Source organism: Acidimicrobiia bacterium, from assembly GCA_040289475.1.
Lineage (GTDB): Bacteria > Actinomycetota > Acidimicrobiia > ATN3 > PSLF01 > PSLF01.
Window position 1 is genome coordinate 147,148 of the sequence record PSLF01000002.1, and the last position, 24,358, is coordinate 171,505.

General features: G+C 53.5%; 22 protein-coding genes, 1 tRNA gene and 1 other RNA gene. 15 read left to right on the top strand and 9 right to left on the bottom strand.

The features are described 5' to 3' along the window. The first annotated feature begins 43 nt into the window (after nucleotides 1–43). Both C4318_02180 and C4318_02185 read left to right on the top strand, forming a co-directional pair. Complete coding sequence (locus tag C4318_02180; GenBank protein MER3453953.1) at nucleotides 44–322, top strand: hypothetical protein; 279 nt, start codon at nucleotides 44–46, stop codon at nucleotides 320–322. A 185-nt stretch (nucleotides 323–507) separates the two neighbouring features. Continuing rightward, nucleotides 508–801 (top strand): hypothetical protein, encoded by a 294-nt coding sequence (locus tag C4318_02185; protein ID MER3453954.1) that lies wholly within the window; start codon nucleotides 508–510, stop codon nucleotides 799–801. Nucleotides 802–905: 104 nt separating this feature from the next. On the opposite strand, the gene C4318_02190 is transcribed toward C4318_02185, so the two are convergent. Beyond that, nucleotides 906–1,202 carry a hypothetical protein gene (locus C4318_02190; GenBank protein ID MER3453955.1) on the bottom strand — a complete coding sequence of 99 codons (297 nt, stop codon included), beginning with the start codon at nucleotides 1,200–1,202 and terminating at the stop codon, nucleotides 906–908. Nucleotides 1,203–1,310: 108 nt separating this feature from the next. Here C4318_02190 and C4318_02195 point away from each other — a divergent pair. The 4 genes from C4318_02195 (at nucleotide 1,311) to C4318_02210 (ending at nucleotide 3,917) form a co-directional block, all read left to right on the top strand. Then, nucleotides 1,311–1,385 (top strand) — tRNA-Val (locus tag C4318_02195). Nucleotides 1,386–1,410: 25 nt separating this feature from the next. Continuing rightward, nucleotides 1,411–2,817, top strand: a complete 1,407-nt coding sequence (gene leuC / locus C4318_02200; GenBank protein MER3453956.1) for a 3-isopropylmalate dehydratase large subunit — start codon at nucleotides 1,411–1,413, stop codon at nucleotides 2,815–2,817. After that, nucleotides 2,817–3,497, top strand: a complete 681-nt coding sequence (gene leuD, locus C4318_02205) for a 3-isopropylmalate dehydratase small subunit (protein ID MER3453957.1) — start codon at nucleotides 2,817–2,819, stop codon at nucleotides 3,495–3,497. Before leuC ends, leuD begins: the two co-directional genes overlap by 1 nt. Before the next feature lie 21 nt (nucleotides 3,498–3,518). Continuing rightward, entirely contained in the window at nucleotides 3,519–3,917 is a 399-nt protein-coding gene (locus tag C4318_02210) for a hypothetical protein (protein ID MER3453958.1), read from the top strand. On the opposite strand, the gene livF is transcribed toward C4318_02210, so the two are convergent. Genes livF through C4318_02230 form a run of 4 tightly spaced genes read right to left on the bottom strand, consistent with a single transcriptional unit; the run spans nucleotide 3,880 to nucleotide 9,492 of the window. Beyond that, the gene (gene livF / locus C4318_02215) at nucleotides 3,880–4,842 is read right to left on the bottom strand and encodes a branched-chain amino acid ABC transporter ATP-binding protein (protein MER3453959.1); all 963 of its coding nucleotides are present in this window, start codon (nucleotides 4,840–4,842) and stop codon (nucleotides 3,880–3,882) included. The two genes, C4318_02210 and livF, sit on opposite strands and share 38 nt — an antisense overlap. A gap of 17 nt (nucleotides 4,843–4,859) precedes the next feature. Next, on the bottom strand, nucleotides 4,860–6,980 hold the full coding sequence (locus C4318_02220; GenBank protein MER3453960.1) for a hypothetical protein: 2,121 nt from the start codon (nucleotides 6,978–6,980) through the stop codon (nucleotides 4,860–4,862). Between the two features lie 9 nt (nucleotides 6,981–6,989). Further along, on the bottom strand, nucleotides 6,990–7,892 hold the full coding sequence (locus tag C4318_02225) for a hypothetical protein (GenBank protein ID MER3453961.1): 903 nt from the start codon (nucleotides 7,890–7,892) through the stop codon (nucleotides 6,990–6,992). Nucleotides 7,893–7,932: 40 nt separating this feature from the next. After that, the gene (locus tag C4318_02230; GenBank protein ID MER3453962.1) at nucleotides 7,933–9,492 is read right to left on the bottom strand and encodes a hypothetical protein; all 1,560 of its coding nucleotides are present in this window, start codon (nucleotides 9,490–9,492) and stop codon (nucleotides 7,933–7,935) included. Nucleotides 9,493–9,511: 19 nt separating this feature from the next. Here C4318_02230 and C4318_02235 point away from each other — a divergent pair, with 19 nt between their 5' ends. From C4318_02235 to C4318_02260, 6 genes are all read left to right on the top strand, one after another. Further along, the gene (locus C4318_02235) at nucleotides 9,512–9,709 is read left to right on the top strand and encodes a hypothetical protein (protein ID MER3453963.1); all 198 of its coding nucleotides are present in this window, start codon (nucleotides 9,512–9,514) and stop codon (nucleotides 9,707–9,709) included. A gap of 367 nt (nucleotides 9,710–10,076) precedes the next feature. Next, on the top strand, nucleotides 10,077–11,339 hold the full coding sequence (locus C4318_02240; protein ID MER3453964.1) for an acyl-CoA dehydrogenase: 1,263 nt from the start codon (nucleotides 10,077–10,079) through the stop codon (nucleotides 11,337–11,339). Between the two features lie 2 nt (nucleotides 11,340–11,341). Next, nucleotides 11,342–13,441, top strand: a complete 2,100-nt coding sequence (locus tag C4318_02245; GenBank protein MER3453965.1) for a hypothetical protein — start codon at nucleotides 11,342–11,344, stop codon at nucleotides 13,439–13,441. Nucleotides 13,442–13,488: 47 nt separating this feature from the next. Beyond that, nucleotides 13,489–14,214, top strand: a complete 726-nt coding sequence (locus tag C4318_02250; GenBank protein MER3453966.1) for a hypothetical protein — start codon at nucleotides 13,489–13,491, stop codon at nucleotides 14,212–14,214. Next, nucleotides 14,211–14,687 (top strand): ribonuclease H, encoded by a 477-nt coding sequence (locus C4318_02255; GenBank protein MER3453967.1) that lies wholly within the window; start codon nucleotides 14,211–14,213, stop codon nucleotides 14,685–14,687. The genes C4318_02250 and C4318_02255 overlap by 4 nt, the downstream gene beginning before the upstream one ends. A gap of 88 nt (nucleotides 14,688–14,775) precedes the next feature. Then, nucleotides 14,776–15,177, top strand: a complete 402-nt coding sequence (locus C4318_02260) for a hypothetical protein (GenBank protein ID MER3453968.1) — start codon at nucleotides 14,776–14,778, stop codon at nucleotides 15,175–15,177. Between the two features lie 121 nt (nucleotides 15,178–15,298). Here C4318_02260 and C4318_02265 read toward each other — a convergent pair whose 3' ends face one another. The 4 genes from C4318_02265 to C4318_02280 form a co-directional block, all read right to left on the bottom strand. Continuing rightward, entirely contained in the window at nucleotides 15,299–16,243 is a 945-nt protein-coding gene (locus C4318_02265) for a hypothetical protein (GenBank protein ID MER3453969.1), read from the bottom strand. Between the two features lie 136 nt (nucleotides 16,244–16,379). Then, an RNA gene (gene rnpB, locus C4318_02270) (RNase P RNA component class A) lies at nucleotides 16,380–16,795 on the bottom strand. A 49-nt stretch (nucleotides 16,796–16,844) separates the two neighbouring features. After that, complete coding sequence (locus tag C4318_02275) at nucleotides 16,845–18,362, bottom strand: hypothetical protein (protein MER3453970.1); 1,518 nt, start codon at nucleotides 18,360–18,362, stop codon at nucleotides 16,845–16,847. Between the two features lie 79 nt (nucleotides 18,363–18,441). Beyond that, complete coding sequence (locus tag C4318_02280) at nucleotides 18,442–20,223, bottom strand: hypothetical protein (GenBank protein ID MER3453971.1); 1,782 nt, start codon at nucleotides 20,221–20,223, stop codon at nucleotides 18,442–18,444. 78 nt (nucleotides 20,224–20,301) lie between these two features. Here C4318_02280 and C4318_02285 point away from each other — a divergent pair, with 78 nt between their 5' ends. The 3 genes from C4318_02285 to C4318_02295 all read left to right on the top strand — a co-directional run bounded on the left by C4318_02285 (nucleotide 20,302) and on the right by C4318_02295 (nucleotide 24,354). Continuing rightward, the gene (locus C4318_02285; GenBank protein ID MER3453972.1) at nucleotides 20,302–21,726 is read left to right on the top strand and encodes a hypothetical protein; all 1,425 of its coding nucleotides are present in this window, start codon (nucleotides 20,302–20,304) and stop codon (nucleotides 21,724–21,726) included. A 58-nt stretch (nucleotides 21,727–21,784) separates the two neighbouring features. Continuing rightward, nucleotides 21,785–23,287, top strand: a complete 1,503-nt coding sequence (locus C4318_02290; GenBank protein ID MER3453973.1) for a hypothetical protein — start codon at nucleotides 21,785–21,787, stop codon at nucleotides 23,285–23,287. Between the two features lie 134 nt (nucleotides 23,288–23,421). Then, a complete protein-coding gene (locus C4318_02295) occupies nucleotides 23,422–24,354 on the top strand; it encodes a hypothetical protein (GenBank protein ID MER3453974.1) in 933 nt (310 codons plus the stop codon). Nucleotides 24,355–24,358: the final 4 nt, after the last annotated feature.

The following is a 24,358-nucleotide window of genomic DNA, read 5'->3' on the forward strand; positions in this document are numbered from 1 at the left end:
TCGAAGCTCCTACTCTAGCGGAGCAGGGGACCGCAAATTAATTTTGTTCGCCGTATTGCAATGCCTCAAAAAACTGTGTAAAATTCTTAGTTCGAGACTGACGAATGCTGCACAGGTGTCGAAGGGCAGAGCCGTAATGGCGCCAGGAGAACCAAACAGCTTACTCACAGATTATAAGGTTGGGTGCGACATCATGTCCGTGTACGAGTACGTACGCACGGCCGGTGTAGAGCACGCCCATGCTCTCAAGGGCTGGCTAGCAGCAATTACGGCGGGAGTCATGCCGAGACCGGCCCGGATCTTGGAGGAGACGGAAGCCTGATTAGAGGTCTAGAAGTCAGCCGAGATCCGAGCCGCCGAAAAAGGCGGCTCGATTAGTTTTGGGGCCAATATGGACCAGCTAAAACAGTAAAAGAGGCAGGCCAGTTGTTGAAGGGACGGTTTACGAAGGGCATGGACAAAGCTAAGAAGTTGTTGAGGTGAGTGAGGCAAGAGCGACGAGGAACAATGGCAGTAGCTTGGAAGGAAGAGCGGAAGTTCATAGCGGGAAAGTCTCTCTGTGACGATGGCGCGGGTGGTCTCACGGACTTGTTCTTTTCTGAGGAGATCCCCGATATCATTCAGGCCAAGGCAATCTGCCGCATGTGCGAGAACAGGGAGCCGTGTCTAGAAGGAGCGCTTGCACGCCGGGAGCCTTGGGGCGTCTGGGGCGGGGAATTGTTCATGAACGGCAAGATCGTCCCGAAGAAGCGGCCCCGAGGGCGACCTCCAAAGGACCCTGCAAAGCGAATAAGCGCGTGAAATCGCGAACGAGATATTTTATGGGTTGAATTGTCGGGCCGCAGGAAGATCTCACCTAAACACGAATCCAACCTAGAAGAACGCGGCTCGTAATTGAAAATTGGCTATATGTTCAGATATGAGCGACGCTCCGGCGGGGGATATATTCTGTTTCCGTTTTTCGAGTAGACCGAGATTGCATCGGTGGGGCATGACCAGGCAGCCTCGAGAACTCGAGAGCCGTCACCGAAATCGTTATTCGCAAGAATTGCCTTACCCTCCCCATCGAGGTAGAAAAGGTCGGGCGCGATTCCGCAGCAGTTTCCGGCACCAATGCAAAGATTGCGGTCAATGTCGATTCTTGCGACTGCGCCGGAGTCGTTTTCTCGAACTGTGTGGTGGATGCCTCTGGTAGGTTTCATTTGTTGAAAAGTTAGTGCCCGCATCCATGCGGGGATTCCGATATATGCGATAAGAAAGATATACCCGACAATAGCAATTCTGCGCGGCTAGTTTGGCCGCTTGCGCAAGGGGGTTTAGCTCAGTGGGAGAGCGCCTCCCTTACAAGGAGGAGGCCGTTGGTTCGAACCCAACAACCCCCACCAGCGAGCCAAGAGTTAGGAGGACATCTTGTCAGCACCTCGTACCCTATTCGACAAGGTCTGGGACTCGCACGTCGTTGCCTCTAAGGCTGACGGTCCGGACTTGCTGTACATCGATCTTCACCTTATACACGAGGTCACCTCGCCCCAAGCTTTCGAGGGCTTGCGAATTGCGGGGCGGAAAGTCCGACGTCCAGATCTCACACTGGCTACGGTAGATCACAACGTCCCGACAACTCCCAATCACCTTCCCCTTGAGGATCCAATCTCGAGAAGGCAGGTAGAAGTTTTGAGGCAAAACTGCCAGGAATTTGCGATTGAGTTTTTCGACATTGACAGTCCTTTTCAGGGAATTGTGCATGTGGTTGGACCGGAGCAGGGGCTGACTCAACCCGGGATGACGATAGTATGCGGGGACAGCCACACTTCCACACACGGGGCATTTGGCTGTGTTGCGTTTGGAATAGGTACGTCCGAGGTAGAGCACGTGCTAGCTACACAGTGTTTGTGGCAGTCTCGACCCAAGCAAATGGCTATTGAGTACAAGGGAAAGCTTCCAAGCGGGGTAACGGCTAAAGATCTAATACTCGGTACTATCGCCAGGCTAGGGGTAGACGGAGGAACCGGGTATGCGGTCGAGTACAGAGGCGAGCCAATTCGATCGCTCTCTATGGAAGGACGAATGACGGTATGCAACATGTCGATTGAAATGGGCGCGCGTTGTGGACTCGTTGCTCCAGACGAGGCTACGTTCCAATTCATCAAGGGTAGAAGATTTGCCCCGAAGGGTTCCGAGTTTGAGGCGGCTGTTGAAAGGTGGCGAGGATTACACAGCGACGACGGTGCATCTTTCGACAAGATTGTCGAGATTGAAGTGTCCGAATTTGAACCATACGTCACTTGGGGAACGACCCCCGCGATGGCGGCCCCCGTGTCGGGGAGAATCCCTGATCCGGATGACTTCGACAACGATTCGCAGCGCAACGCCGCAAAGAGAGCTCTTGAATACATGGGGCTTGCTCCGGGTACACGGATAACAGACATTCAGATTGACCGAGTTTTCATTGGATCGTGTACCAATGCTCGTCTCGAAGATCTGCGGGCTGCGGCCAACATTGTGAAGGGACGGAAGGTAGCTCCGGGAGTAAGAGCCATGGTAGTTCCCGGCTCGACTTCCGTGAGACTAGAGGCCGAGAGAGAGGGTATAGATGAAATCTTCAAGTCGGCTGGATTCGAGTGGCGAGAAGCAGGATGCTCAATGTGTCTGGGTATGAACCCAGATATCTTGGCTCCAGCGGAGAGAGCGGCATCCACGTCGAACAGAAACTTCGAAGGCAGGCAAGGGCCGGGAGGCAGGACTCACCTTGTAGGTCCTGAGATGGCTGCTGCGGCCGCCATCGCCGGGCGGTTCGTCGACGTGAGGGAGTTCGTGTAATGAGGCCAATCTCTGTCGTTAAGGGGCGTATGGCGCCTCTATACCGGCCCGATATCGATACCGATCAGATCATTCCAAAGCAATTTTTGAAGCGAATTGAGCGAACTGGGTTTGGACCGTTTCTTTTCTACGATTGGGCGCACCTTGAAAACGGGGAGCCAAACCCAGATTTCGTTCTCAACCGGGAAGAGTATCGAGGGGCGAAGGTGCTACTCGCAGGGGCCAATTTCGGATGCGGTTCGTCGAGAGAGCATGCTGTGTGGGCAATTCAAGATCACGGGTTCGAGGCGATTATCGCTCCGTCGTTTGCGGACATTTTTTTCAACAACTGCTCAAAAGTTGGGTTGGTATGCGTCTGTGTCGAACACGAGATCGTAGAGGAACTCGTGGGTGTTGCTGAGCGAAACCCTTCGTCTGAGGTGATCATAAACGTTGAATCCCAAACCATTTCTTGGAATGAGGGAGGCTCTGAAGTCCGAACGGTTCGTTTTGAGATGGACCATTTTGTGCGGGAGCGCTTGCTAAACGGATGGGACGACATCGCTATGACGGAGAGACTCATGGACCAGATAGCGCGATTTGAGGAGGCGAGGCCCGAGTTTTATCCATCGATAAGGCCTGGAGCCGGAGCATCTCTTACGCTGTCGCTCAAGGGCGTGCGACGCGAACATCCCGAGTGATAAATGCGTTAGGAATTCAGGGTGAAATTTGGAAGGAGGTCTCAAATTCCACTTTTCGGACACAAGCAGGCGCCCACCGCAGAAGCTCGGCTTCGAGTTTTAGAATCGCTTCGGAAAGGACCTGTAACGGGAGAAGTCATAGAAGCATCCTTTGCTGAACAGGATCGTTCTGGCCTAAGATATGATTCCCAGAATTTCCGGATTGAAGACGTCCTCAAAGCCCTTCAACGAGAAGGAAAGATTGAATTCGCAGTGCGGGATGGTACTCGAATTTATTACTTAACCGGAGACGGCCTGTTGGAGATTGTAGGGTCTGAAGAACAAAACACCTCAAGCACCTCAACGAAAGTTGTTCGGATAGTGCTAGAGGAAATTCTCACGGCTACGAAGTCTTGGAGCGGCCGAGATACGCTTCCATGACTGCTCCCGATGTCCTAAGCTCGTTTACTGTCCCCCACGCAACCACCCGTCCTTGATCCAGGACGTAACCACGCTCAGCGATCCTGAGGGCGTGAGTTGCCAATTGCTCCACTATGAGGATCGTCAGACCCTCTCGAGCTAACTGATCGAGACCGTCAAAGAGCATGTCAATCGCCACAGGCGACAGTCCGAGCGATGGCTCATCGAGCATCAAAAACGATGGCCGAGACATGAGGGCTCTGCCGACGGCGAGCATCTGCTGTTCGCCGCCCGAAAGATTACCTGCAAGTTGCCTGCGTCGTTCACCTAACACCGGCCAACGGCCGTAAACCGCTTCCAAATCGGCTTTTATTCCATGTTTATCTTTGCGGGAATATGCGCCCAGAAGCAGATTGGCTTCCACCGTCTGGTCATAGAAGACCTTGCGGCCTTGTGGAATTAGCGTTATGCCTTTGCGGACAATCCTGTCGGCGTCCATGACGTGTAAGGGGAAACCGCGAAAAACGATTTTTCCTTCTCTTACCGGAACGATTCCGGCAATCGCTTTGAGGGTCGTAGATTTACCCGAGCCGTTAGACCCCAGGATACAAACCCGCTCTCTTTCCCAAACTGCCACAGAAACCTTGTCGAGGACTTGGACAGGGCCGAAAAAAACAGAGATTGAGTCGACAACTAGGGCAGGCGGCTCCAGATGCTCTCTCGGCGGGCGTGATCCTGCGAAATGAACACCTTGTCCCGGGGCAGCATATGGTGTGGCCACAGGAGAGAACGGCACAGACGCCCCGACACGATACGCTCCATCCGGCGTTGTCTGCGCCGCAGGATATGGGTTCACTGTCGCATTTTGGTCTTGGCGGCCAGATCCAGTTTGGTTAGTAGGGTCCCAATAGGGGAGATCGGGTCGGGGCGGATACTGAGTGCTCATATCGACTGCGATTTCCCTTATGACGGATTCATGGTAGAAGAAGCCCGACTGTACGCTTCGCCGAGATAAACACGTTGCACATGAGGATCTTCCCTTACCTCATCGAAGGTCCCTCTGGCAATAACCCGGCCTTCGTCAAGAACTGTTACTTCGTGAGCGAGATCAGAGATGACTGCTTGATGGTGCTCGATTATTAGAAGCGTGGTCCCCGTGGAATTGAGCTTGCTCAAGGCAGTCACCATTAGCTCAATCCAGCGAGGATTGAGCCCTGTCGACGGCTCGTCGACTAGTAAAACCGTAGGGTTGGAAGCTGCAGCCCGTGCAAGCTCGATCATTTTTTGTTGACCGTAAGAGCACACTCCTGCTTTCCGAAAGGTCAAGTATGTTAGACCCCATTCTTCCAGGATCTCCAATGCTCTTCCGTGGATTCTGATTTCGTCTTTAACGCACGAGGGAGTGTGCAAAAGCTGCGCGAGAGTACCTGCAGTCGGCGGGACTGCTGCTGCAATATTCCAAATAACGGGCAACTCTGGGAACAACTGAATGTTCTGAAATGTTCTGGCGAGCCCAGCTTGATACCGCTTGTGCGGGGGCTGGGACGTGACATCTGCTCCATTGAGGATGATGCGCCCAGAATCTGGCTTTGTACGTCCGGCGATAATATCGAGGCAAGTCGTTTTGCCGGATCCGTTGGGTCCCATGATGGCATGGACCGTGCCCTGGAAAATTCTGAGGCTAACGTTGTCAACAGCAACCACGCCACCGTAGCGTTTGTAAATACTGTCGACTATCAAGACGAACCCACCTGGCTGGGCTAACGGCGGATCTACGGCCACTGAGTATGAGGGAGCCGAAACCGTTGGTGCCGGAGTAGCCGTTCTGTCATAACCCCGTAAGATCGGGTCGAAAGAGGCGGGCTGGATCATGGCACTTGAAGCGGCACCGCCAATCGTCTCTGTCGGGTTCCGAGGGTTGGGCTCTGGTCCCTCGAGAAGCGGCATCTTTTTAGGACTACGCGAGAGTACCGTATACGTCTCGTATGGTCGGGGAAGTAGTCTTATCAGCCGGGTCTCGGCCAGAGATCCGGCTATCCCTCTTGGCAAGAACCACACGACACCTAGGAGAATCGCTGCCAGTGCTAGGTTTTCGGCTTGCTCCAGGCGCTCTGCAAGAAGTTGAAGAATAAAAATGAGTCCTGCGCCCACAAAAGGTCCAGAAATTGCCGTCCCCAGGCCACCTATTACAAGAACGAAAAGGAATCTTACCGATATCACTGGATCGTATGTGCTTGGATTTATCAGCTGATCGATGTAGTTGTACAGCGCTCCAGCTAATCCCGCTGTTGTGGCAGCAAAGACGAAAGCTCCGAGTTTGGTTTTGTACACCGAAATTCCGATCGACGCTGCTCCGTCCTCGGAGCCTGCTACGGCCATCGTTGCTCTTCCAAGGTATGACCATGTGAAAGAACGCGTCGCCCAAAGGATCGCCACGGTGAGAAAGAGCGCTAAAAAGTAGAGCTGCTGGTCGGGTTCTATTGGAAGCTGCGAGATTGTTACAGTTGGCGGGTATACGGTGGCTAGATTTGGCGCCACCTGACGCAGCGAGTCAGTGGCCTTGAAGACGATGAGACCAAACGCCATTGTCGCAAGAGCAAGGTAAGCTCCTCTGATTCGTAGCGCAGGAGCACCTACTATCAGACCAGATACGCCTCCCGCAATCACTCCGATCACGAGTCCGACTATGGCAGGAAGATGTACTTGGGTGGTGAGCCAGGCAGCTGCATAACCGCCGACAGCATAGAGTGCCGCGTGACCGAGCGAGACTTGCCCGGCGTGCCCTACCAACACATTCAGCCCGCAGGCGATGATGAGGGCCACAAGTACTAAGGTGAGGCGGCGCAGGTAGTAGGGATCCTTGGAGAACGCAATGCCAACTCCGATCGCTGCTATGAGAGCCGAGATGCTGAGCACAGCGCGACGTCTCGTGGGATTTACGAACCGGGTCTGGAATTCTTCCTCGAAAACGTCGGTCCATGCGGTTCGGGAAGTCGCCTCAGGGCGGCGGAATCGTCTCCACGGACTAATGCCGCCCTGAGTTCGCTGTTGTCCCGGCATCGGTGGCATTTGAGGGTAAGACATTCCGAAGCCTCAGCGCGCCTCTCTGATAGCGGTTCCGAACAATCCTTGTGGTCTAAAGACCAAAACCAAGATAAATAGGAGAAATACAAACGGATCGGGGAACTTGGCTAAGTTTGAATTGAAGATCCCTAAGATTTGAGGAAGAGCAGCCTCGAAAATTCCAAGAAGTATACCGCCTGCCATTGCGCCTCTTGCCGAGTCGATGCCCCCCAATACTGAGGACACGAATCCCTTTACTCCAAGATCAAATCCCATGTTGATGTTGGCAAAAGCAAGGGGAGCCACGAGATATCCACCTATAGCCGCCAGGATCGAGGCGAGAAGAAAAGCCCACCTAACAGTCCGACGAGGGCTTATCCCCATTAGAGATGCAGTGTCTCGATCGACAGCCACAGCCTTCATGGCACGACCGAACTTGGTTTTGTTGTAGAGCAAATCGACCACTAGCATGAGACCGAAAGCAATCGCAATCGTAAATGCTTGTCTCTGAGATACGAGCGATCCTAAACCAGGTATTCCGACGTCGTTGGGGAACGGGCTAGGGTATGGCCGGTCTTCTGCTGGCCACACGTATGGTGCCCCGAACTGAATGATGGTGGCTATGGCGACCGTTGCCAAGATCCAACCGATGGAGCCTTTGTGCTTGAGTGTTGGCCGCACGGCGAGCTCCACAAAAAGACCGAGGAGCATCGCAACGAGCAGTCCTACAAGCCATGCAAACGGTAAGGGCATTGGGCGAAGAGGATTCTGATTGAGGGTGAGCGAGGTAAACACAGCAACCATCAGAATCTGTCCCTGAGCGAAGTTCAATATGTTGGTAGTGCGATAAACGAGCGTAATACCTAAGGCCACGAGCGCATAGACTGCTCCTCGAGAGAGCCCAATAGCTAAAAGCTGAACGACAGTCCTCATCCGCTAGAAAGTCCCTGCCGGTAGTATCCCTTCGCTTTATTTACCGCACCAGATCAGGGGCTGACGTAGGACCCGCATTGCCGCCTCTTCCAAGTGGGTCCACTTGGCGAGCTGCATTTTCAGCGAGCTCTCTTGCGCGTCCTGGGTCGGTAGCCACTGCCTTTAGCGTATTTTTCAAATCGTTGAACTGCTTTTCGCCCAGTCTCGCTCGAAAATCGCTTTCGTATCGGTCGAAACATCCGAGTACTTCGCCAACGAGGGCTTGGATCAGCCGGGTTGGCTCCCTGCCAACTTGCTCCAACCGTGCCTGGGTCATAGCCTCTTCGATATCTCGGCGGCACCACTCGTAAGCCTTCGGGGCTCTGGCGTCCCAGTCGAAGAGAACGTGGCCATCAGTGAATCGAGCGATCCATGTCTCGGTAGGCGGATCGGATGTGGCGATATGACTTGTCTGAGACCAACGCACCTGATAGCCAAGCGCGTCAAAGCGTTGACCGCTTTCCAAAACATCACGAATCGCAGTGCCGTCCGTGGACTGCACCCTGTCTATGGCAAGTCCTAAATAACGGATTCCCTTGTACGCATTTAGCTCCAACACAGGCCAGTCCGGAGCTGACTTGCCGTTGATAACAAAAAAGTTGAAGCCGTAGCGCAGGTAGAACCTGAAAAGCCAGATGATCTCTTGAATATTGAGGGGAAGGTCATTTGGAGCATGAGGTGCCACCATGATCGTGTCATTGGAATCGGGACCCAGCACGTTCCGATACGTATTTATATAAAGGCCTGGAGGGCCACCGATCTTTGGTTTGTATCCAATGCGCTTCATGGACTCGACTGCTCTAGCTGCGTCCGAGCCTATACCCCAGATGATTACGGCGTCTGCCCCAGAGTCTCTAAGCCGGGTTGCCTGAATGGTCATATCTTGGTCGCCAACCGCAAAGGACTGTACCGTTGTCGGCTCTATTTTTCGCTCGGAAAACGCTTGTTGGAGCTCTTTCAAACCTTCAGATCCGTAAAGGTCCGTTGCATGCAGAACCCCGATCCGAGAGACGCCTTGTTGATCGAGAAAGAAGTTGATGAGTGTCTTGCCGTAATCTCGTTTTTGGACGTCGGCAAAGAGAAATGGGGCTTTCTCTGCGCTGAATTCCTCAATAGGAACTGTCTGTGCTGGAAGCATTACGGGCACTCTGTTCCTGTTTATCGTGTCGAGAGCCCTAGGCGAGAGTATTCCTTCCGCGTTGTCGGCTATGATCGCCGTGACCTTGTCTTTTTTTATGAGTTTCTCGACGCAGGTGACTTCCTTTTCCGATCGTCGCTCAGTGTCGCAGGCCACGATATCAATTGTTTTTCCGCCCGCGATTCCTCCCTGCTCTGCCACTTCCTGCGCGAAAAATGCCGTTGCTTTGTCGTAAGCGGCTCCAAAGTACGCCAATGGACCGTTGAAAGCCGCCATGATTCCTATCTTGATGCGGCTAGGATCGTTTGCCTTGGCGCAAGCACTGGCGAGCGCGGCTACTACGAGAAGTAACACGAGGGGGACTGCAGGTCGCTTGCGTGTTATGTTGTTGGTCCCCGAATTACAGCAAACCACTCGGCGCATCAGAGGCCTCTCCTTTTAATTGACACTCGATTGTCTCGGTGGCTGTGCAGAAAAGCTCAGATATGGCGATCACGCTCTATGCATAGTCACCTCGTCTCTTGGCGACTTGGATTTCAAGCCTTCCTTGAGAAGAATAAACTTTGCCATTGAACATGCTGCTGTGCAAAACGCGTGTGTGGGCTCTCGGATCGAGGCCCAGAGGGGTCCTACGAGTTAGCGAAATCGGCTAGCGTGCTTGTTCCAAGCCCTCGTATACAATGCACGACGCACGACGCACGACGCTAACCTGTGAGCATTTCGCTGTTCCGCCAGAGCTGCCAGTTACGGCTGAGCCCCAAGCTCTATTTGCACCTTCTGTGTGATAGAAATAGGGCTGTGGGATGGTGAGAAACGTCGAGCATCGCAGAGGTGCTTCCTGGACACCTCAGCTCGGGGCTTAGAGTTTGCGGTGGTGGAGATGTGCATACGATTGTAAAAGTTAGTGTGCAGGGAGTTACTGGTAGGCAGAGGACTTGGTTCAGACAGGTGAGTGCTCGCTCCCTCGTTGTTTTGTAGACCCTAGAAGGCAATGGGAGGCATAACGTATGAGTGACAATGCAGACAGCGTTATTGCTGAAGCTCTCCAAGTTTCGCAGCAAGGGCCTGGCGCAATTTCGTTCGAACTCAACGACGAGCAGAAGCAGCTACGTGACTGGGTTCACGAATTCGCAGAGAAAGAAGTCCGCCCTGTGGCGCAAGAATGGGACGAGCGCGAAGAGACACCTTGGCCGGTAATCGAGAAGGCAGCGGAAATAGGGCTTTACTCGTACGAATTCGTGGTCCGCGCCTTCGCGGATCCTACGGGACTCACATTGCCGGTAGTGTCTGAGGAATTGTTTTGGGGGTGCGCTGGGATAGGTTTATCTATCTTTGGTACCCAGCTGGCTGTGGCTGGTATCTACGCAAACGGGACCCCCGAACAGATTGTTAAGTGGGTGCCTGCCTGCTACGGTCAGCCAGGAGACGTGAAGCTGGGGGCATGGTGCATGACCGAACCAAACGCTGGCTCCGATGTCGCCTCGCTTCGCACCACCGCCAGAAAAGAGGGCAACGAGTGGATCATAAATGGCCAGAAGATTTTTATAACGAACGGTGGGATAGCCGATGTCCATGTTGTGGTCGCTACAGTCGAGCCAGAGCTAAAGCACAGGGGTCAGGCCACATTTATTGTGGAAAAGGGAACCCCCGGTCTGTCGCAAGGAAAAAAAGAAAAAAAGATGGGAATTCGGGCTAGCCACACGGCCGAGGTGATTTTTGATAACGTTCGGATTCCTGAAGAAAACCTGCTCGGTGGAGAAGACCGGCTCATGAAGCGATTGGAGAAAGCTAGGAAAGGAGAGCGGACTGGCGGATCCGGCATGCTCCAAACCCTCGAGATGAGTCGACCGATCATTGGGGCTCAGGCAATTGGTATTGCCCGTGCAGCTTACGAGTTCGCGCTTGAATATGCCAAGGAGCGAGAGCAGTTCGGGCGAAAGATCATCGAGAATCAGGCAATTGCCTTCAAGCTGGCTGACATGAAAACGGAAATCGATGCGGCTAGATTGCTGGTTTGGAGGGGGGCATGGCTCGGGAGAAACGGTAAGTATGAAAACGCCGAAGGTTCCATGGCCAAGCTAAAAGCGAGCGAGGTAGCAGTCAAGGTAACTGAAGAAGCTATTCAAATTCTTGGCGGGTATGGCTATATACGAGACTTCCCGGTAGAGAAGTGGCATCGCGACGCAAAGATATACACTATTTTCGAAGGCACTAGCGAAATTCAAAGGCTTGTGATCTCACGAGCGATCTCAGGGATGCATATAGAATAAGAATGCTGCGCCGAGTTTTAAAGGGGCTTGTTCTATTTACACTTCTTATTTCCTTAGTCCCTATCTCGGGTGCAGTACTGGCACAGGCCCCTAAGCTCGGCCCGTTCATTAGCTATACCGCACCGTGGGATGCTAGGGGAAACATTGGCTTAGAGCCACTTGCTGTCAACTCCAAGATGCTGGCGCGGGATGGTACCCAAATTGCCATCCTACATGCTGAAGAAAATCGTGAGCCGGTTGAACTAACCCGCGTCGCACCGATTATGGTGGGTGCGACTTTAGCGGCTGAGGACCGAAGGTTTTTTGAGCACTCTGGTATAGATTTAAAATCGTTGGCCCGGGCAATGATAGTTAACGTATCACGGGGCTCAGTTCAGCAAGGTGGCTCTACGATAACCCAGCAGGTAATTAAAAACTCGCTTCTAAATCCGGAGCGCACTGTAGCAAGAAAACTCAAAGAAATATTTTTGGCTCAACAACTAGAGAATCAACTCCCTAAAGAAAAGATATTAGAACGATATCTGAACAGCGTTTACTTCGGAAATGGCGCGTACGGGGTGGCCGCAGCAGCCTCTGCTTACTTCAACAAATCTCCCAAAGACCTGACGATTTCTGAGGCTGCAATGCTTGCTGGTTTGATAAGGTCCCCGCAGGGATACGATCCAATAACGAATCCATCACAGGCAAAGATCCGTCGCCGAGAAGTACTCTTGGAAATGGAGCGTCTCGGATACATATCCTCCGAAGAACGCCAATTTGCGGATGCTCAATCGTTACCGACTCGTCTATATATCAAGCCTCAAATCACTGAAGGTCCCGGTGACTACTTTGCTGAGTGGGTAAAGCAGATATTGTTGCGCGAGCCAATATTGGGGGATACTCCCAGCGAGCGGTATAACGCATTGTTCAAGGGAGGTCTCACCATCGAGACAACGTTGGATATGAGGCTTCAGACCGCTGCGGAAGATGCGATTGCCGCTCACGGGCCAAAGAGCCCGCAGTTTACTGCTGCGCTTGCGTCACTAGAGGTGGGAAGTGGGGCGGTCAGAGCTATTGCAGCAGGGAGAGATTTTCAGGAATACAAGTACAACCTTGCCACTCAGAGCGTGCGAAGCACTGGATCTTCGTTCAAAGTTTTTACTCTTGTAGCCGTGCTCAGTAAACGAATTCCACCGACCGAGACTGTCAACGGAAGCAGTCCTTGCAATCTAAAGATTCCGGGCGGCGGTGTTTGGAAAGCTAAAAACTATGCTGGAGAGGGGGGAGGAGTGATGTCCATTCGGGAAGCGACTGCAAAATCAGTGAACTGCGCCTTTGCTCGGCTGATTTTGGATGTCGGTGTCGATGCCGTAGTAGATGCTGCGAAGAAAATGGGTTTACCGGGTGATATCAAGAGAGTTCCCTCCATTACTCTGGGGACGCAAGAAGAGGCCCCTGTCGACATGGCCGGCGCTTTCGCGACACTCCCAACTGGAGGAGTGCGATACAGGCCGTATTACATTCAGCGGATTCTTGGCCGTGACGGAAGAGTCATATACGAGGCCAATCCTAAAGGGGATCAGACGCTAGATCGATGCGTGGCGCTCACAGCGGTCGATGTTCTGAAGTCTGTGGTTACATCCGGTACTGGACGTAGGGCTGCTATAGGGCGTCAGCCCGTTGCGGGCAAGACGGGGACAGGTGAGCAGTACAGGGACGCGTGGTTCGTTGGATTCACTCCGTATTTATCCACCGGCGTTTGGGTTGGTTCGCCCGACGCGGAGCTCTCTATGTACAACGTAAACGGCTTTGCATCTGTCGCAGGTGGAACCATACCAGCTGGAATTTTTTCTGCGTTTATGTCAATGGCTCATGAAGGCTTGGAGCCTAAGGACTTTGAAGCTCCGAATTGCCGAATTCAAGGAGGCAAGCTCGGGACGGAGGCTAAGGGGGGCACAGAAACTCCCAGCGGAGCTGGGGAGGGCGGAGGATTGAGCACGCCAGTGCCGACGCCACTCAGTCCAAGCCCTTCTGTTTCGACTGCTCCTTCTACGACACCGTCCTCGCCACCGTCCCCGAGCCCGATACCATCTGCAACTGGCCCCGCTCCATCACCTACTTAGGGATGACTGGTGTGGCAGCAGGATCTAACTAAAAAGGTCGCATCGTAGTGGATGAGTCCACCGCGAACCGCCTTCTCGAATTGCAGCGAGTAGACGCGTTGATTGACTCTCTTGGTCTTAGACTCGAAAGGAGCTCCACTCTAGAGGAACTTAGGTGCCTCGAAAAGAGTGTGAAAAAGCTAGAGCAAGATTTCGCAGAGCACATGCGTGAGGTGTCGGAGCTCCAGCGATACGAGTCGAAACTCGACACAGAAATTGGCGTTATAGAACAGAAGGCTGAGGAAATAAAAGCTCAGCTTTTTGGGGGAGAGATTCGGTCCAGTCGGGAACTGACGGCGCTCCAGCGCGAGCTAAAGAATCTCGAGGAGAAGAAAGCATCGCTAGAGGGGAAGCTTTTAGAGACATTGCTTCAGCTGGATGAGTTCAGATCTACTACGCCAGAGCTAGAAAAAGATCTACAGTTGGCTCGTGAGAAACTCCACGGTCTTCGTGATGCCTGGGAGAAGGAGTCATCCAAGATCCAAGAAGAAATAGCCTCGCTTCAACGTCAAAGAGAGCTCATGGCATTGTCAATACCAATAACTGTGATCGAGTCCTACGAAAGACTGAGAGCTCATATGGGGGGCGTCGCTGTCGCTCGCGTCGACGGCATCAAGTGCACAGGGTGTAACGTCGACCTTTCCAAAGCCGCCCTGGAAGAGTTAGCAAAAGCTGAGGAGGAACTCCCTCGCTGCGAGAATTGTGGGCGCATAATTGTGACAGTGTCTCCATGATGACAGATACTGCCAAGAGTAACAAAGCCGAGGCGGTACTTTACTGTGATGGGGGAGCGAGGGGTAATCCCGGTCCAGCAGCTGCTGCATTCGTACTGCGGGAGGGAAGTGGAGAAAATCCGGGAGCTGTGCTGGCAAGTGACGGCGTTTTTCTTGGCATAGCCACCAATAACGAGGCAGAGTATAGAGCGGTGGCCTTAGGACTAAAGTCCGCGTTGAAACAGGGCATTAGACGCCTCGAAATCAGGGTAGATTCAGAGCTGATCGCGCGGCAGCTAACAGGCCAATACCGTGTTAGAAATCCACGGTTGAAGGTCCTTTTCGATGAAACGAGCAATCTTCTCCAAGAGCTCTCCTGGTGGAAAGTAGTTCACGTCAGGAGGGACGCAAATCAGGAAGCAGATGCACTCGTCAATGCCGCAATAGATTCGGCAATAGTTCGCAAGAATATTGACCGTGAGTATGAATTTTGATATAAGATGCCAATATAAGGGTTAGGGATCGACTGACAGTATCAGTACTTCCGCAGCGTTCCCGTCCCAATCAGGAAGGAGCTATTCAATGCCTAGAAGGAAACTGACGGACAAGGAAAAAGCCGCGATAAAAAAGGGTCGCGAGGAGACTGAGGCGGTGAAAGCATACTTGGATTCTTTAGGGACGCGCCAGGGAAGAAGGGTAGACCCGAAGGCGTTGGAGCGAAAGCTGGCAAAAGCAAAGCAAGAGCTTAGCGCTGCACGGAATTCTTTACGGAGGGTGGAGCTGACGGAAAAAGTTCTACAGCTCGAGAAGGCCGTACAGGAAGCTCGGAAGTCCGGTGGCGACGGCGAAGATTTTGAAAAGAAATTCATTCAATATGCCGCTTCGTTCGCAAAGCGAAAGGGGATTTCCTACAAGGCTTTTCGGCAAATGGGCGTTCCTCCGTCTGTTTTAGCGAAAGCGGGAATCAAAAGAACACGGGGCTAGGCCTCTTTGTTGTCACGTTTGCGTGCTGTTTATTATTCTCAGCGCGCGGCAGAGAGCAATCCGGTTGCGCAGCCTACTGCGCTACGGTGTTTTTAGGGCAAGAGTCTTGTGGTCTAGCCTTTTAGCCTTCGGTGGCACTCTCAACAGAGCCCCGTTCTTTGTCTGGAATCACTAGGGAAAGCAAGATGCCGAGGGCTATTGAAACTCCCACAACGCCGAGGGACACCTGGGCTGGTATTGTCACTTGTGCATGTAAGAGCATTTTTATCCCCACCCAGACCAGTATCCCGGCGATGGCGTAGTTCAGATACCGGAAGCGCTCAACGATCTCTCCCAAGAAAAAATACAAGGCTCTCAAGCCGAGGATCGCAAACAAATTCGATGAGTACACAATGAAGGTATTGCGGGTTATAGCCAGGATAGCGGGAACGGAGTCTATTGCGAAGATGATATCCGATGTCTCAATGGTGATAACTGCAAGTAGCAGGGGAGTTGCAACTAGGCGCCTATTTTCTCGATATACGAGCCTCTGGTCTTTTAGGTAACTAGTAACTGGAACAATTCGTTTGGCGATTCGCACGACCAGATTTTTCTCTGGGTGAATCTCTTCGTCGTGCTTTTTGAGCAGTCTAGCCGCCGTCACCAGCAAGATTACTCCAAAAACGTACACCATCCAGTCGAGCCTCTGTAGCAGGTACGAGCCCGCAAAAATAAAAATTGCTCGAAACACAACGGCCCCAAGAATCCCGATGAAAAGCAGACGGCTCTGGAACTTTCTCTCGACGGAGAAGTAGCGAAATATGGCTAGAAAAACGAAAAGGTTGTCGACACTGAGGGATTTCTCGATTAGAAAGCCAGTGAAGTACTCGAGTGCGCCTTGACGCCCGAAGTGGTAGTAAACATATATTCCGAAGGCGAGACCCGCGCCCACCCACAATGCGCTTTGTCGAGCCGCGCTGCCCAAAGAAGTTTCTCCATGGTGTCGCCTTAGCGAAATAAGGTCAGCGGTTAACAAAGCTATCGCCAACCCGGCAAATACGGCCCACGCTTGCACGTCACCGTTCATAAAGATTCTTCCGACTCTTGTCTGCTACGAAACAGCTATCAAGCGGCAATAAGAGTTGTAACAGTGTCGCGTACTTGGTAGTGGTGACTTGAGAATACGTATCGCTCATTACAGAACGTTAGCGAACGAAGAAAGGGGAGCGAGTGGACCGGTAAGCGGGATTCTGTATCCGCAGCGAATGCTCCCAGAAATAAGGGACACGTCGCTTTGCGGCGGCGACAATCTCTCTGGGATGCCGGTTTCCCGACACCTCTTGCAGCCTACCCGGAAAGGTGGTCTTATAGACCGTCGGACGGGCCACCCTCTGACCTTTCCTGCTTGGCCTTGCTGCCGGCGGGGCTTGCCTGGCCGGCTCGGTCACCCGAGCCGCCGGTGGGCTCTTACCCCACCGTTTCACCCTTGCTCGAGCCCCTGGAAACCAGGAGTCGGGCGGTCTGATTTCTGTGGCGCTTTCCTCGGGTCGCCCCGACTGGGTGTTACCCAGCGCCGTACCCTGAGCAGTCCCGACTTTCCTCGACGCCTTCTCGGCGCCGCTGCCGCCTGGCCCACTCGCTCCGTTTTCAATGTGCCACTTCTTTACAAGCAGAGTATGTACCATTAACTATCCCGGTTCTGCTGAAACGTCCTTAGATGGTGATTTGCGGTAGAGCCTCATAAAGAGGCTCGACGCTGAGCGAGATCGCTCCGTCACTACCTTTCCTATCCAGGTGCCGAGAGCTGCTGTGGCCAGCACGGGAAGCCCCACGAACACCACTACGAGTGGTAAAGCAGCAGGCTGAGCACCTTGGAACACCAACCAGTACGAGGCCACGAGCACCGCCGATAATGCGAGAGCGTGGGATGCGTACCTACGACGTGCCAGAACTCCAGCAACTATCCCTCCCGTCAAAACACCGAGCAAGTTTGCCGAGATCAGGGATGCTGTAAGAAACGACGAAAGGGTCTTAGGCCCAGTAAAAGCCACGATTCCCGGGGATATTTCCGAAAGAAAAGTAGGTGACGACGACGTCGCCACGAAGCCTACGGGCTGGGCCGTCGGGGTGGAGGTCTCGGTTGAAGCCGGTAGAGCAAATGTAGCTATCCCTCCGGGTCGATCGGTCCCTGCTGCGAATCGCCCGTGACCGACGCATGCGAGCGCCCGCGGTTTCCCTGACGAAGTGACAAAAGCGGCGTTCTCAGGTTTCGCAGGGTTTATTACCGCTATTCGGGATGCGTCCGCATCGGCAGCAATAAGCCAACCTTCGCATTCCTCCAGCTTTTCGGGAACAAAAGGAATATTTAGGGATTCCCTTTTGGTCGCCGTAAAAACGTCGACGATCTCGAGTTGCCGCTGGTTTTCGCGCGCGACGAACAGCCATCCGCCGAAAAAGGCGAGGCTTCTGGGCCGTTCACCTACGGACACCTCCTTTGTCGAGTAGGACACAAGGTCAATGAGAGTTATCGACCCGCTTTCGAAATTGGCAACGGCTGCGATCCGGTAATCGTCGGAGAATCTCACGGCCACAGGACGCCTACCTGCAGATACAGATCGGGTGACCTCTAATTGCAAAAGGTCCAATAACCAAATGTCGGAGGATGTGTTGTCGACAATTGCGGCGATACCCAAGGAAGGAGATGTCGATAAAACGACCGGGCCGGCATCTATGGGGATGTCTTTTCGCAGGACGAAGGAGAGAGAAGTAGCTTTACGCGGTGTGTTATCAGGGGAGTTTTCAGTGAGGTCAGGAGAATAGGAAATGGTGTCGAAGACACGAATGATGCGATTCGATGGAATTGCAACGAGCACTTGACCGGCCGACAACCCCTGGGCGAGGCCTGCAGAGAAGGGTGGGAGTTGAACCTTTGCTACTTCGAACCCGTCGTCAGTTACTGCCGTATCTACCGCTGCCAGCTCCGAGCGCGTGAGCCTCGGCCCTACCAAATAAGACGGGATCAGTACGAGGATTAGTGCTGTTGCAGCGCCAATGAAAACTGCCCGCCATACTAGCGGCTGAGACTCCGATTCACCGTGTTCGATATCTTGAGATTCGGCGTCCCGGCGGTCTTGCGGGCTCGCCACTTGCTCGTAATCGAGCGACGCAGGCGTCTTTTTGACACGTTTTTTTTTAGGAGCATTCATCTCGTGATAGTGGGTCTAGTTTTCATCCGCTGGAATCTCGGTTGTGTTGACAGCTTTGAACGGTCAGCTCCGAAACTTTTTAGCGTACTGCCCGATCGAGGATCTTAAGCATCGTGTTGAGGCGCTCGGAGAGGTTGTTTATTTCTTGAACTGCCCAGCCCTTTCTGTGTTCACCCGGTAGGTATGCGAGACCGATCTCGGATGCATAAGGTGCAAGAGCTAGGGCCGTGATTAGATCGTCGCTACCCAGGCGCGTACGGCGAAAGAGTACATCCTCGATCCTAGCCGCTGACTCGTGCCGGATAGCGTAGAGGATTTGCCCCTTGAAGCACCAGGTTGCTCCAGCATCAAGGGCCTCCTCGGGTTGCGCATTTACTTGTGCGTTGTACCTCATTACCCTCAGGCCTTCGCTTCCATACCGCCGCCAGAGCCATCTCAAGGCGCGTAACGGCACACTTTGCCCAAGATAAAACTTGTCCGAGCGCGCGTTGCGGATAAACCACTCGAAAGAACAAGCACCCCAGAGCGGAATGTTGGCAGTCTTCGACGGCGGCAAGGATTGGCCCAAAATCTGCTCCCCTACGATGTCTACGGCTTCTTGAGCCATCTTCCTGTATGCGGTGAACTTCCCCCCGGTTACTGTAAGCGAGCGATTTCTTCCTACGGCGAAAACGTGTCGCCTGGATATGTCGGAGGTAGTAGGGGGAGTATTTCGCGACGAGCCGAAGCTGTCATTTCGCCGGTTGCGACTACCCCCACCTAGGAGAGAACTTTTCGATACGAGAGGCCGCAGTCCAGCATAAGCGCCCGTTACAAAGCCAGGTTCGAGGGAGGCTGAGCTCCAGTGCCGGTAAGCCTCAGCTATGTAGCGAATCTCGCTCTCTGTAGGAGACGGATCGTATAAAGGCCCGTTGTGAGGTGTGTCAGTGGTCCCCACTATCACCTTCGATGCTGTTGGAATGACAAAGATGAATCGCTGATCCATCTCTACCGGCAGTAGTACAGCTGCCTTCCCGGGGTAAGCAGACCTTCTTAGGATGATATGAGCTCCTCTTGCCGGCACCAGTGGAAGGTGGATTCCAAAACCCAACCGAGAGGAGACTTCGTCTGCAAACACCCCAGTCGCATTGACAATTGCTCGTGCGGTAACTACCACCTCTCGCTTCGTGAGGTGATCTCGGACTAAGACTTGCACGGTCGAGCGGGTTTGCTCGGCTCTAACTGCCTCACAGTAATTCAAAGCTAAAGCTCCGAAGGACACCGCAGTTTGCAAAACAGCCATGCAAGTGCGCACATCGTCGTTTATGGCATCCCAGTAAACGATTCCTCCCTCGTACGCGGACGAATCGATTCCCGGAATCAAGCCTGAAAGCTCGAAATTGTCGAGATGCCGATGGCGGCACGAGAACACCGATGCGCCCAACGCGTCGTATATCGCAAGTCCTGCCCGCACCAAATGGCGCTTCCGGTAAAAAAAACTGTCACGAAAAATAGGAATTACAAAAGGAGCGGACCACACCAAGTGTGGAGCAATCCGCAATAGCGTAGATCTCTCCCGGAGTGAGCTCGCTACGACGCCAAAATCAAACTGCTCCAGATAGCGAAGTCCGCCGTGAATAAGTCTAGATGAGCGACTAGACGTACCTGACCCAAAGTCGTGTTTTTCGACTAGTAACGCGGAGAGGCCGCGGGTAACGGCATCTAGCAACACGCCTGCCCCGGTAATGCCTCCTCCGATCACCACCAGGTCAAAGCAACCTTGGCTTGCGACATCTAAATACCGATCTCTTGAAGCTACGGAAAAATCCAGCGGCGAGAGGCCTCCTGTTTCGACAGCCAGCGGTATAAAAAATCGTTTCATCAAGCAGGTGCTAAAGAATAGGTCCGGGATTGAGTGGTTCTTAGGGAAGCATCGCGTGAAAGTAGGGTATAGACGGTTATGGATCTTGACAGAAGGGATTTTTTGAAAACTGTCGGCGCTTTTGGGGCAGGATTCTCTCTTCTAGGATGCGGCCTCTTTCGGTCCAAGGGTAGCACTACGGAGGTATTGCAAGTCGGAGCCATTGGCCTGTTTCCGGGCGATAGACGAAAGTACAAAGGTGAGCTCCCCGAGGATGCGTTGCGCGCTGCAGTGGGAAGACTCAATGCTCTCGGCGGTATCTTAGGGCGACAGGTGGCGTTTCGGGGGGCACATGCTGGAACTGTGGACGAAGCTTTCGAGGGTTTCATGCGGCTCGTGGCCGATCCGACTGTAGTAGGAATAATCCTTGCCACACCATTAGCAGCAGACACGATAGCTGACGAGGCGGGGCGGCTCGGGGTACCGATAATATCTGCCACCGTGGATTTTACGTTGTCGGGAGGTCTCTATCCTGAGGATGCTCAGCGGGAGACGTTGTTTCAGTTCGCTATACCCACACAGTGGTCGCTCCAAGTTCTTCTTGATTACTGCAGGTTCGACAGGGGGTACTCTACGGTAGGTGCCATCTATGACGAGATTTCCTTTCCTGGTTTTGGCGAGGTCCTGGCAAATCTCGCGTCCGCGTCGGGTGTTAGAGTCGCCTGGTCGGAGGAGTTCGGGCGCGGTGGGGTTTCGCTCAGTGATCAGCTTTCCGCAGCTGCAAGCGCAGCTCCCCAAGCGTTGTACCTGTGGGGATTCCCCGAGGCAGCTGCGAAAACTGCTGTAGCGCTTGCAGAGCTGGGTTTGGCATACGAGTCCACACCGAAAGCAAAATCAAGCTCAGCAGGGAGCTGGCATCCGCACCTAATGGGGTCTCCGGAGGCTATGAGCGAACGAGATTGGGCCACAGCTGCTGGCTCTGCTGCGAGGCCTGGAACCGTTTCGGTCGGTGATATCGGAGGATTTAGAAAGGGCCCGGAGTGGTTACCAGAGATCTGGGGGCGAGATCATGTACTGGGGTGGGAAAAAAAAGATAAGGCTCGGCGCGGCTTGCGGTCGGTCGTCGATTCAACCTATGTGTTATTAGAAGCGGCCCGGCGTGCGGGGAAACCAGATCGCGAAGCCGTGTTATCCACGCTCGGTCAGCGAGACCAGTACCAGTTTGCCTCGGTTGCGTTTGAGCTTGGTGGAGACAAGCGAGTGGCTTTGGAGCCGGACGACCTGTGTGTAATGGTCTTGGAGGACGGGAAGCCGGCGCCCGCAAATCCTCCATATGAACTCGGCACGGAGTGGAGTGAAGGGTTGATGGAAGAGAGGGACATGACGGTCTTGGTCAGGCCCAGACTCGAGGCCAATCTTCGGCGGGCTGGCCAGATTGTAACGGGGATGCTGAGCAACGGGTACGGCACTCAGTGCTCCAAGCTGGCGCCCGGAAGGTTGAGCCCGGCTTGTTCGGTCCACTAAAAAGCCGCGGGATTCGCTAAGCTATTCCGGTGAGAGTAGTAGAGAGGGAAGTGAACTCGTGAACGAGAGCCAGCTGTACGACTTTCTGTTGCGGCAAAAGAACCCGGAGATTTCGAGACGCTACTTCTTCAAATGGCTAGTAAAAAAGGGAGTCGGGGGAATGACGGCCCTAACCCTAGCAAATCTCGCTTTCAATTCGTGCACCGTGGGCAAGTTCAATGAAGAAGGGCTAATAAAAACAGCAGGGGGCAGCAAGGACACCCTACTCGTAGGCGTTGTAGGCGCGTTCAGTGGACTCGGAGCGTTCGTGGGCCGACTCACAGAACGGGGTCTCAATGCGGCAGTTGCAGAGATTAACAAGAGAGGAGGTATTGGGGGGCGAAAAGTCGACTGGCTCCGAGGAGACGGCGGTACTGACGTTGCTCAAGCTAGGCAGAAGTTTACAGAGTTCGCCCAGGATCCGAGAGTCGTTGGCATTCTGTTTGCAACTCCTTTAGGGTTGAACGAGTCGCTCAGGGACATAAAAAAGGGAAACATCCCCACGATTCTTACCTTTACAGACCTCTTCAGTACGGGAAGATTGTGGCCTCAAGATCGCAATTCACCTAGATCAGTGTTTCAGTATTTTTTGCCGGGTCGCTGGATTCTAGAGGGGCTAGGACGTTATTCCAAGCTGGATCGAGGCTATTCGCGAGTTGGATTGATGTACGTGTCGCTTCTAGCCGGTGACTTCGAGGCTCTCGCCAGAGAATCTGCGCAGAAGTTTGGATTGCAGATCGTAGGAGTAGAAACATACGGCATCAATGCTACAGAGGTAGGTCCTCAGCTTCAGCGCCTCAAAGCAACGGGTTGCGAAGCTCTATGGGTATTCGGGCTTCCCAGCGACACTGCAAACATCGTCAAAGGTTTGGCAGCTCTGGGTGCCAAATACAAGGACACCCCGACAGCAAAGAGTGGTGAGTGGAAGCCTCACCTGATGGGAGACCCTGCCGGCATGGGTGAACGACAGTGGGCAGTCTTAGCAGGTGACGCAGCGGCAACCGGCTCTATGACCGTTTGGCACATTGGTGGCCTAATCTATCTCCCACAATTCAAGATCGCGCAGTGGGTCTTGGAGTACACCGGGGAGACGGCAACGGGAGGCGAAGAGTCTCCGGCTGACAGCTTGTATGCGATAGTCAAAGCGGTAGGGGATGCAGGTTCAACAGACCGAGACAAGGTCGTGGCCGCACTCGAAAACGGGGAGGAGCGCGCCTTCAGTGGCTTCCCGTTTTCCTTCAGCCCCAACGACCACCTGGCGAGGAAACCCGAGGATGTAATAATGATCACACTGGAGCGGGATACTCCTGAGCCTACAGATCCTCCTTACTCACTCGGTCGCGAATGGCAAGAGGGACTTCGCGGCATAGCCTTCAACCCCACGCACTTAGTGCGACCTACCTTGGAGGAGAATCGGAAACGGCACCCGAAGGTGGTTGCAGAGATTCTTGAGCTGGGCTACGGCACTCAGTGTACGAAAGAGCCTAATGGAACCCTTTCCAATCGTTGCAAGGTTCATTGATCGATGCGGTATTCGGCGCGGGGGGTTGGCGGTCCAGCGAAGAACGGTTCGCATTTAGTAATCTTTTGCATACAGCGTCTTCGCGGGGAATTTCGCTTGTTGGAGTTAGCGGAGTAAGTCTCTGGGGGTAGCGCGTGGCAACTAAGATTTCGCAGCTGATCATCTCCTCGCTAGTAGCCGGTTCGGTGCTTGCCCTTGTCGCGTTTGGGTACAACCTCGTTTACTCCACCACGCGGATCATAAACTTTGCTCAGTCCGGCACCGTGGTCCTTGGCGGATATCTAGTATGGAAGGTTTGCGGTATGACCGGACCTTGTGGGGCGGATGCGGACCCTGGTGCAAGGCTCTGGTTGGCCGTGCTCGTATCTGTTGGGCTGTCAGCTGTCATAGGAGTCGTAGTCTGGGCTGTAACTATCCTGCCGCTAGGTAGGTTTGATCCGATGACCAACATCGGCTGGGTGCTGACGACATTTTCCGCGTACATCGTTATACAAGCATCAGTGGCGCGATTTATCTCCTCGGAGCCCCAGCCGCTTCCGCCTCTTCTGAGGTCCCTTTTTGGCCTGCGAGACACTACGATATTTGGGGCAAGTTTTAACCCTTCTAGAGCTCTCATCATCGTCGGGACGCTACTGCTTATGGGATCCTTGGAGCTTATGTACACGCGCACGATGATTGGACGGGCTTTCAGGGCGGTGGCGGAAGAGCGTATGGCGGCATCGCTCATGGGAGTGAACGGCAATTTCGTGATTGCGTTGAGCTTTGCTTTGGCCGGAATGACTGGCTCATTTGGTGCCGCATTGTTCGCTCCCATTCAGGGATTGAACTTTCAGACGGCATTGCTCTTGGGAATCGAGGGATTCGTAGCTGCAGTGATGGGAGGCTTGGGGAGTACCAAAGGAGCGATTCTCGGAGGCTACAGCATTGCGTTTTTGAAGACAGTTTTAATAACTGTGTTTCCGCGAGCCGGATCGTACGAACAACTGGTTGTTTTGGGATTATTCATCGCTGTACTTCTAATCAAGCCAACTGGCTTTTTCGGTGAGCCAGCTGTAGAGAAAGTTTGAGCCG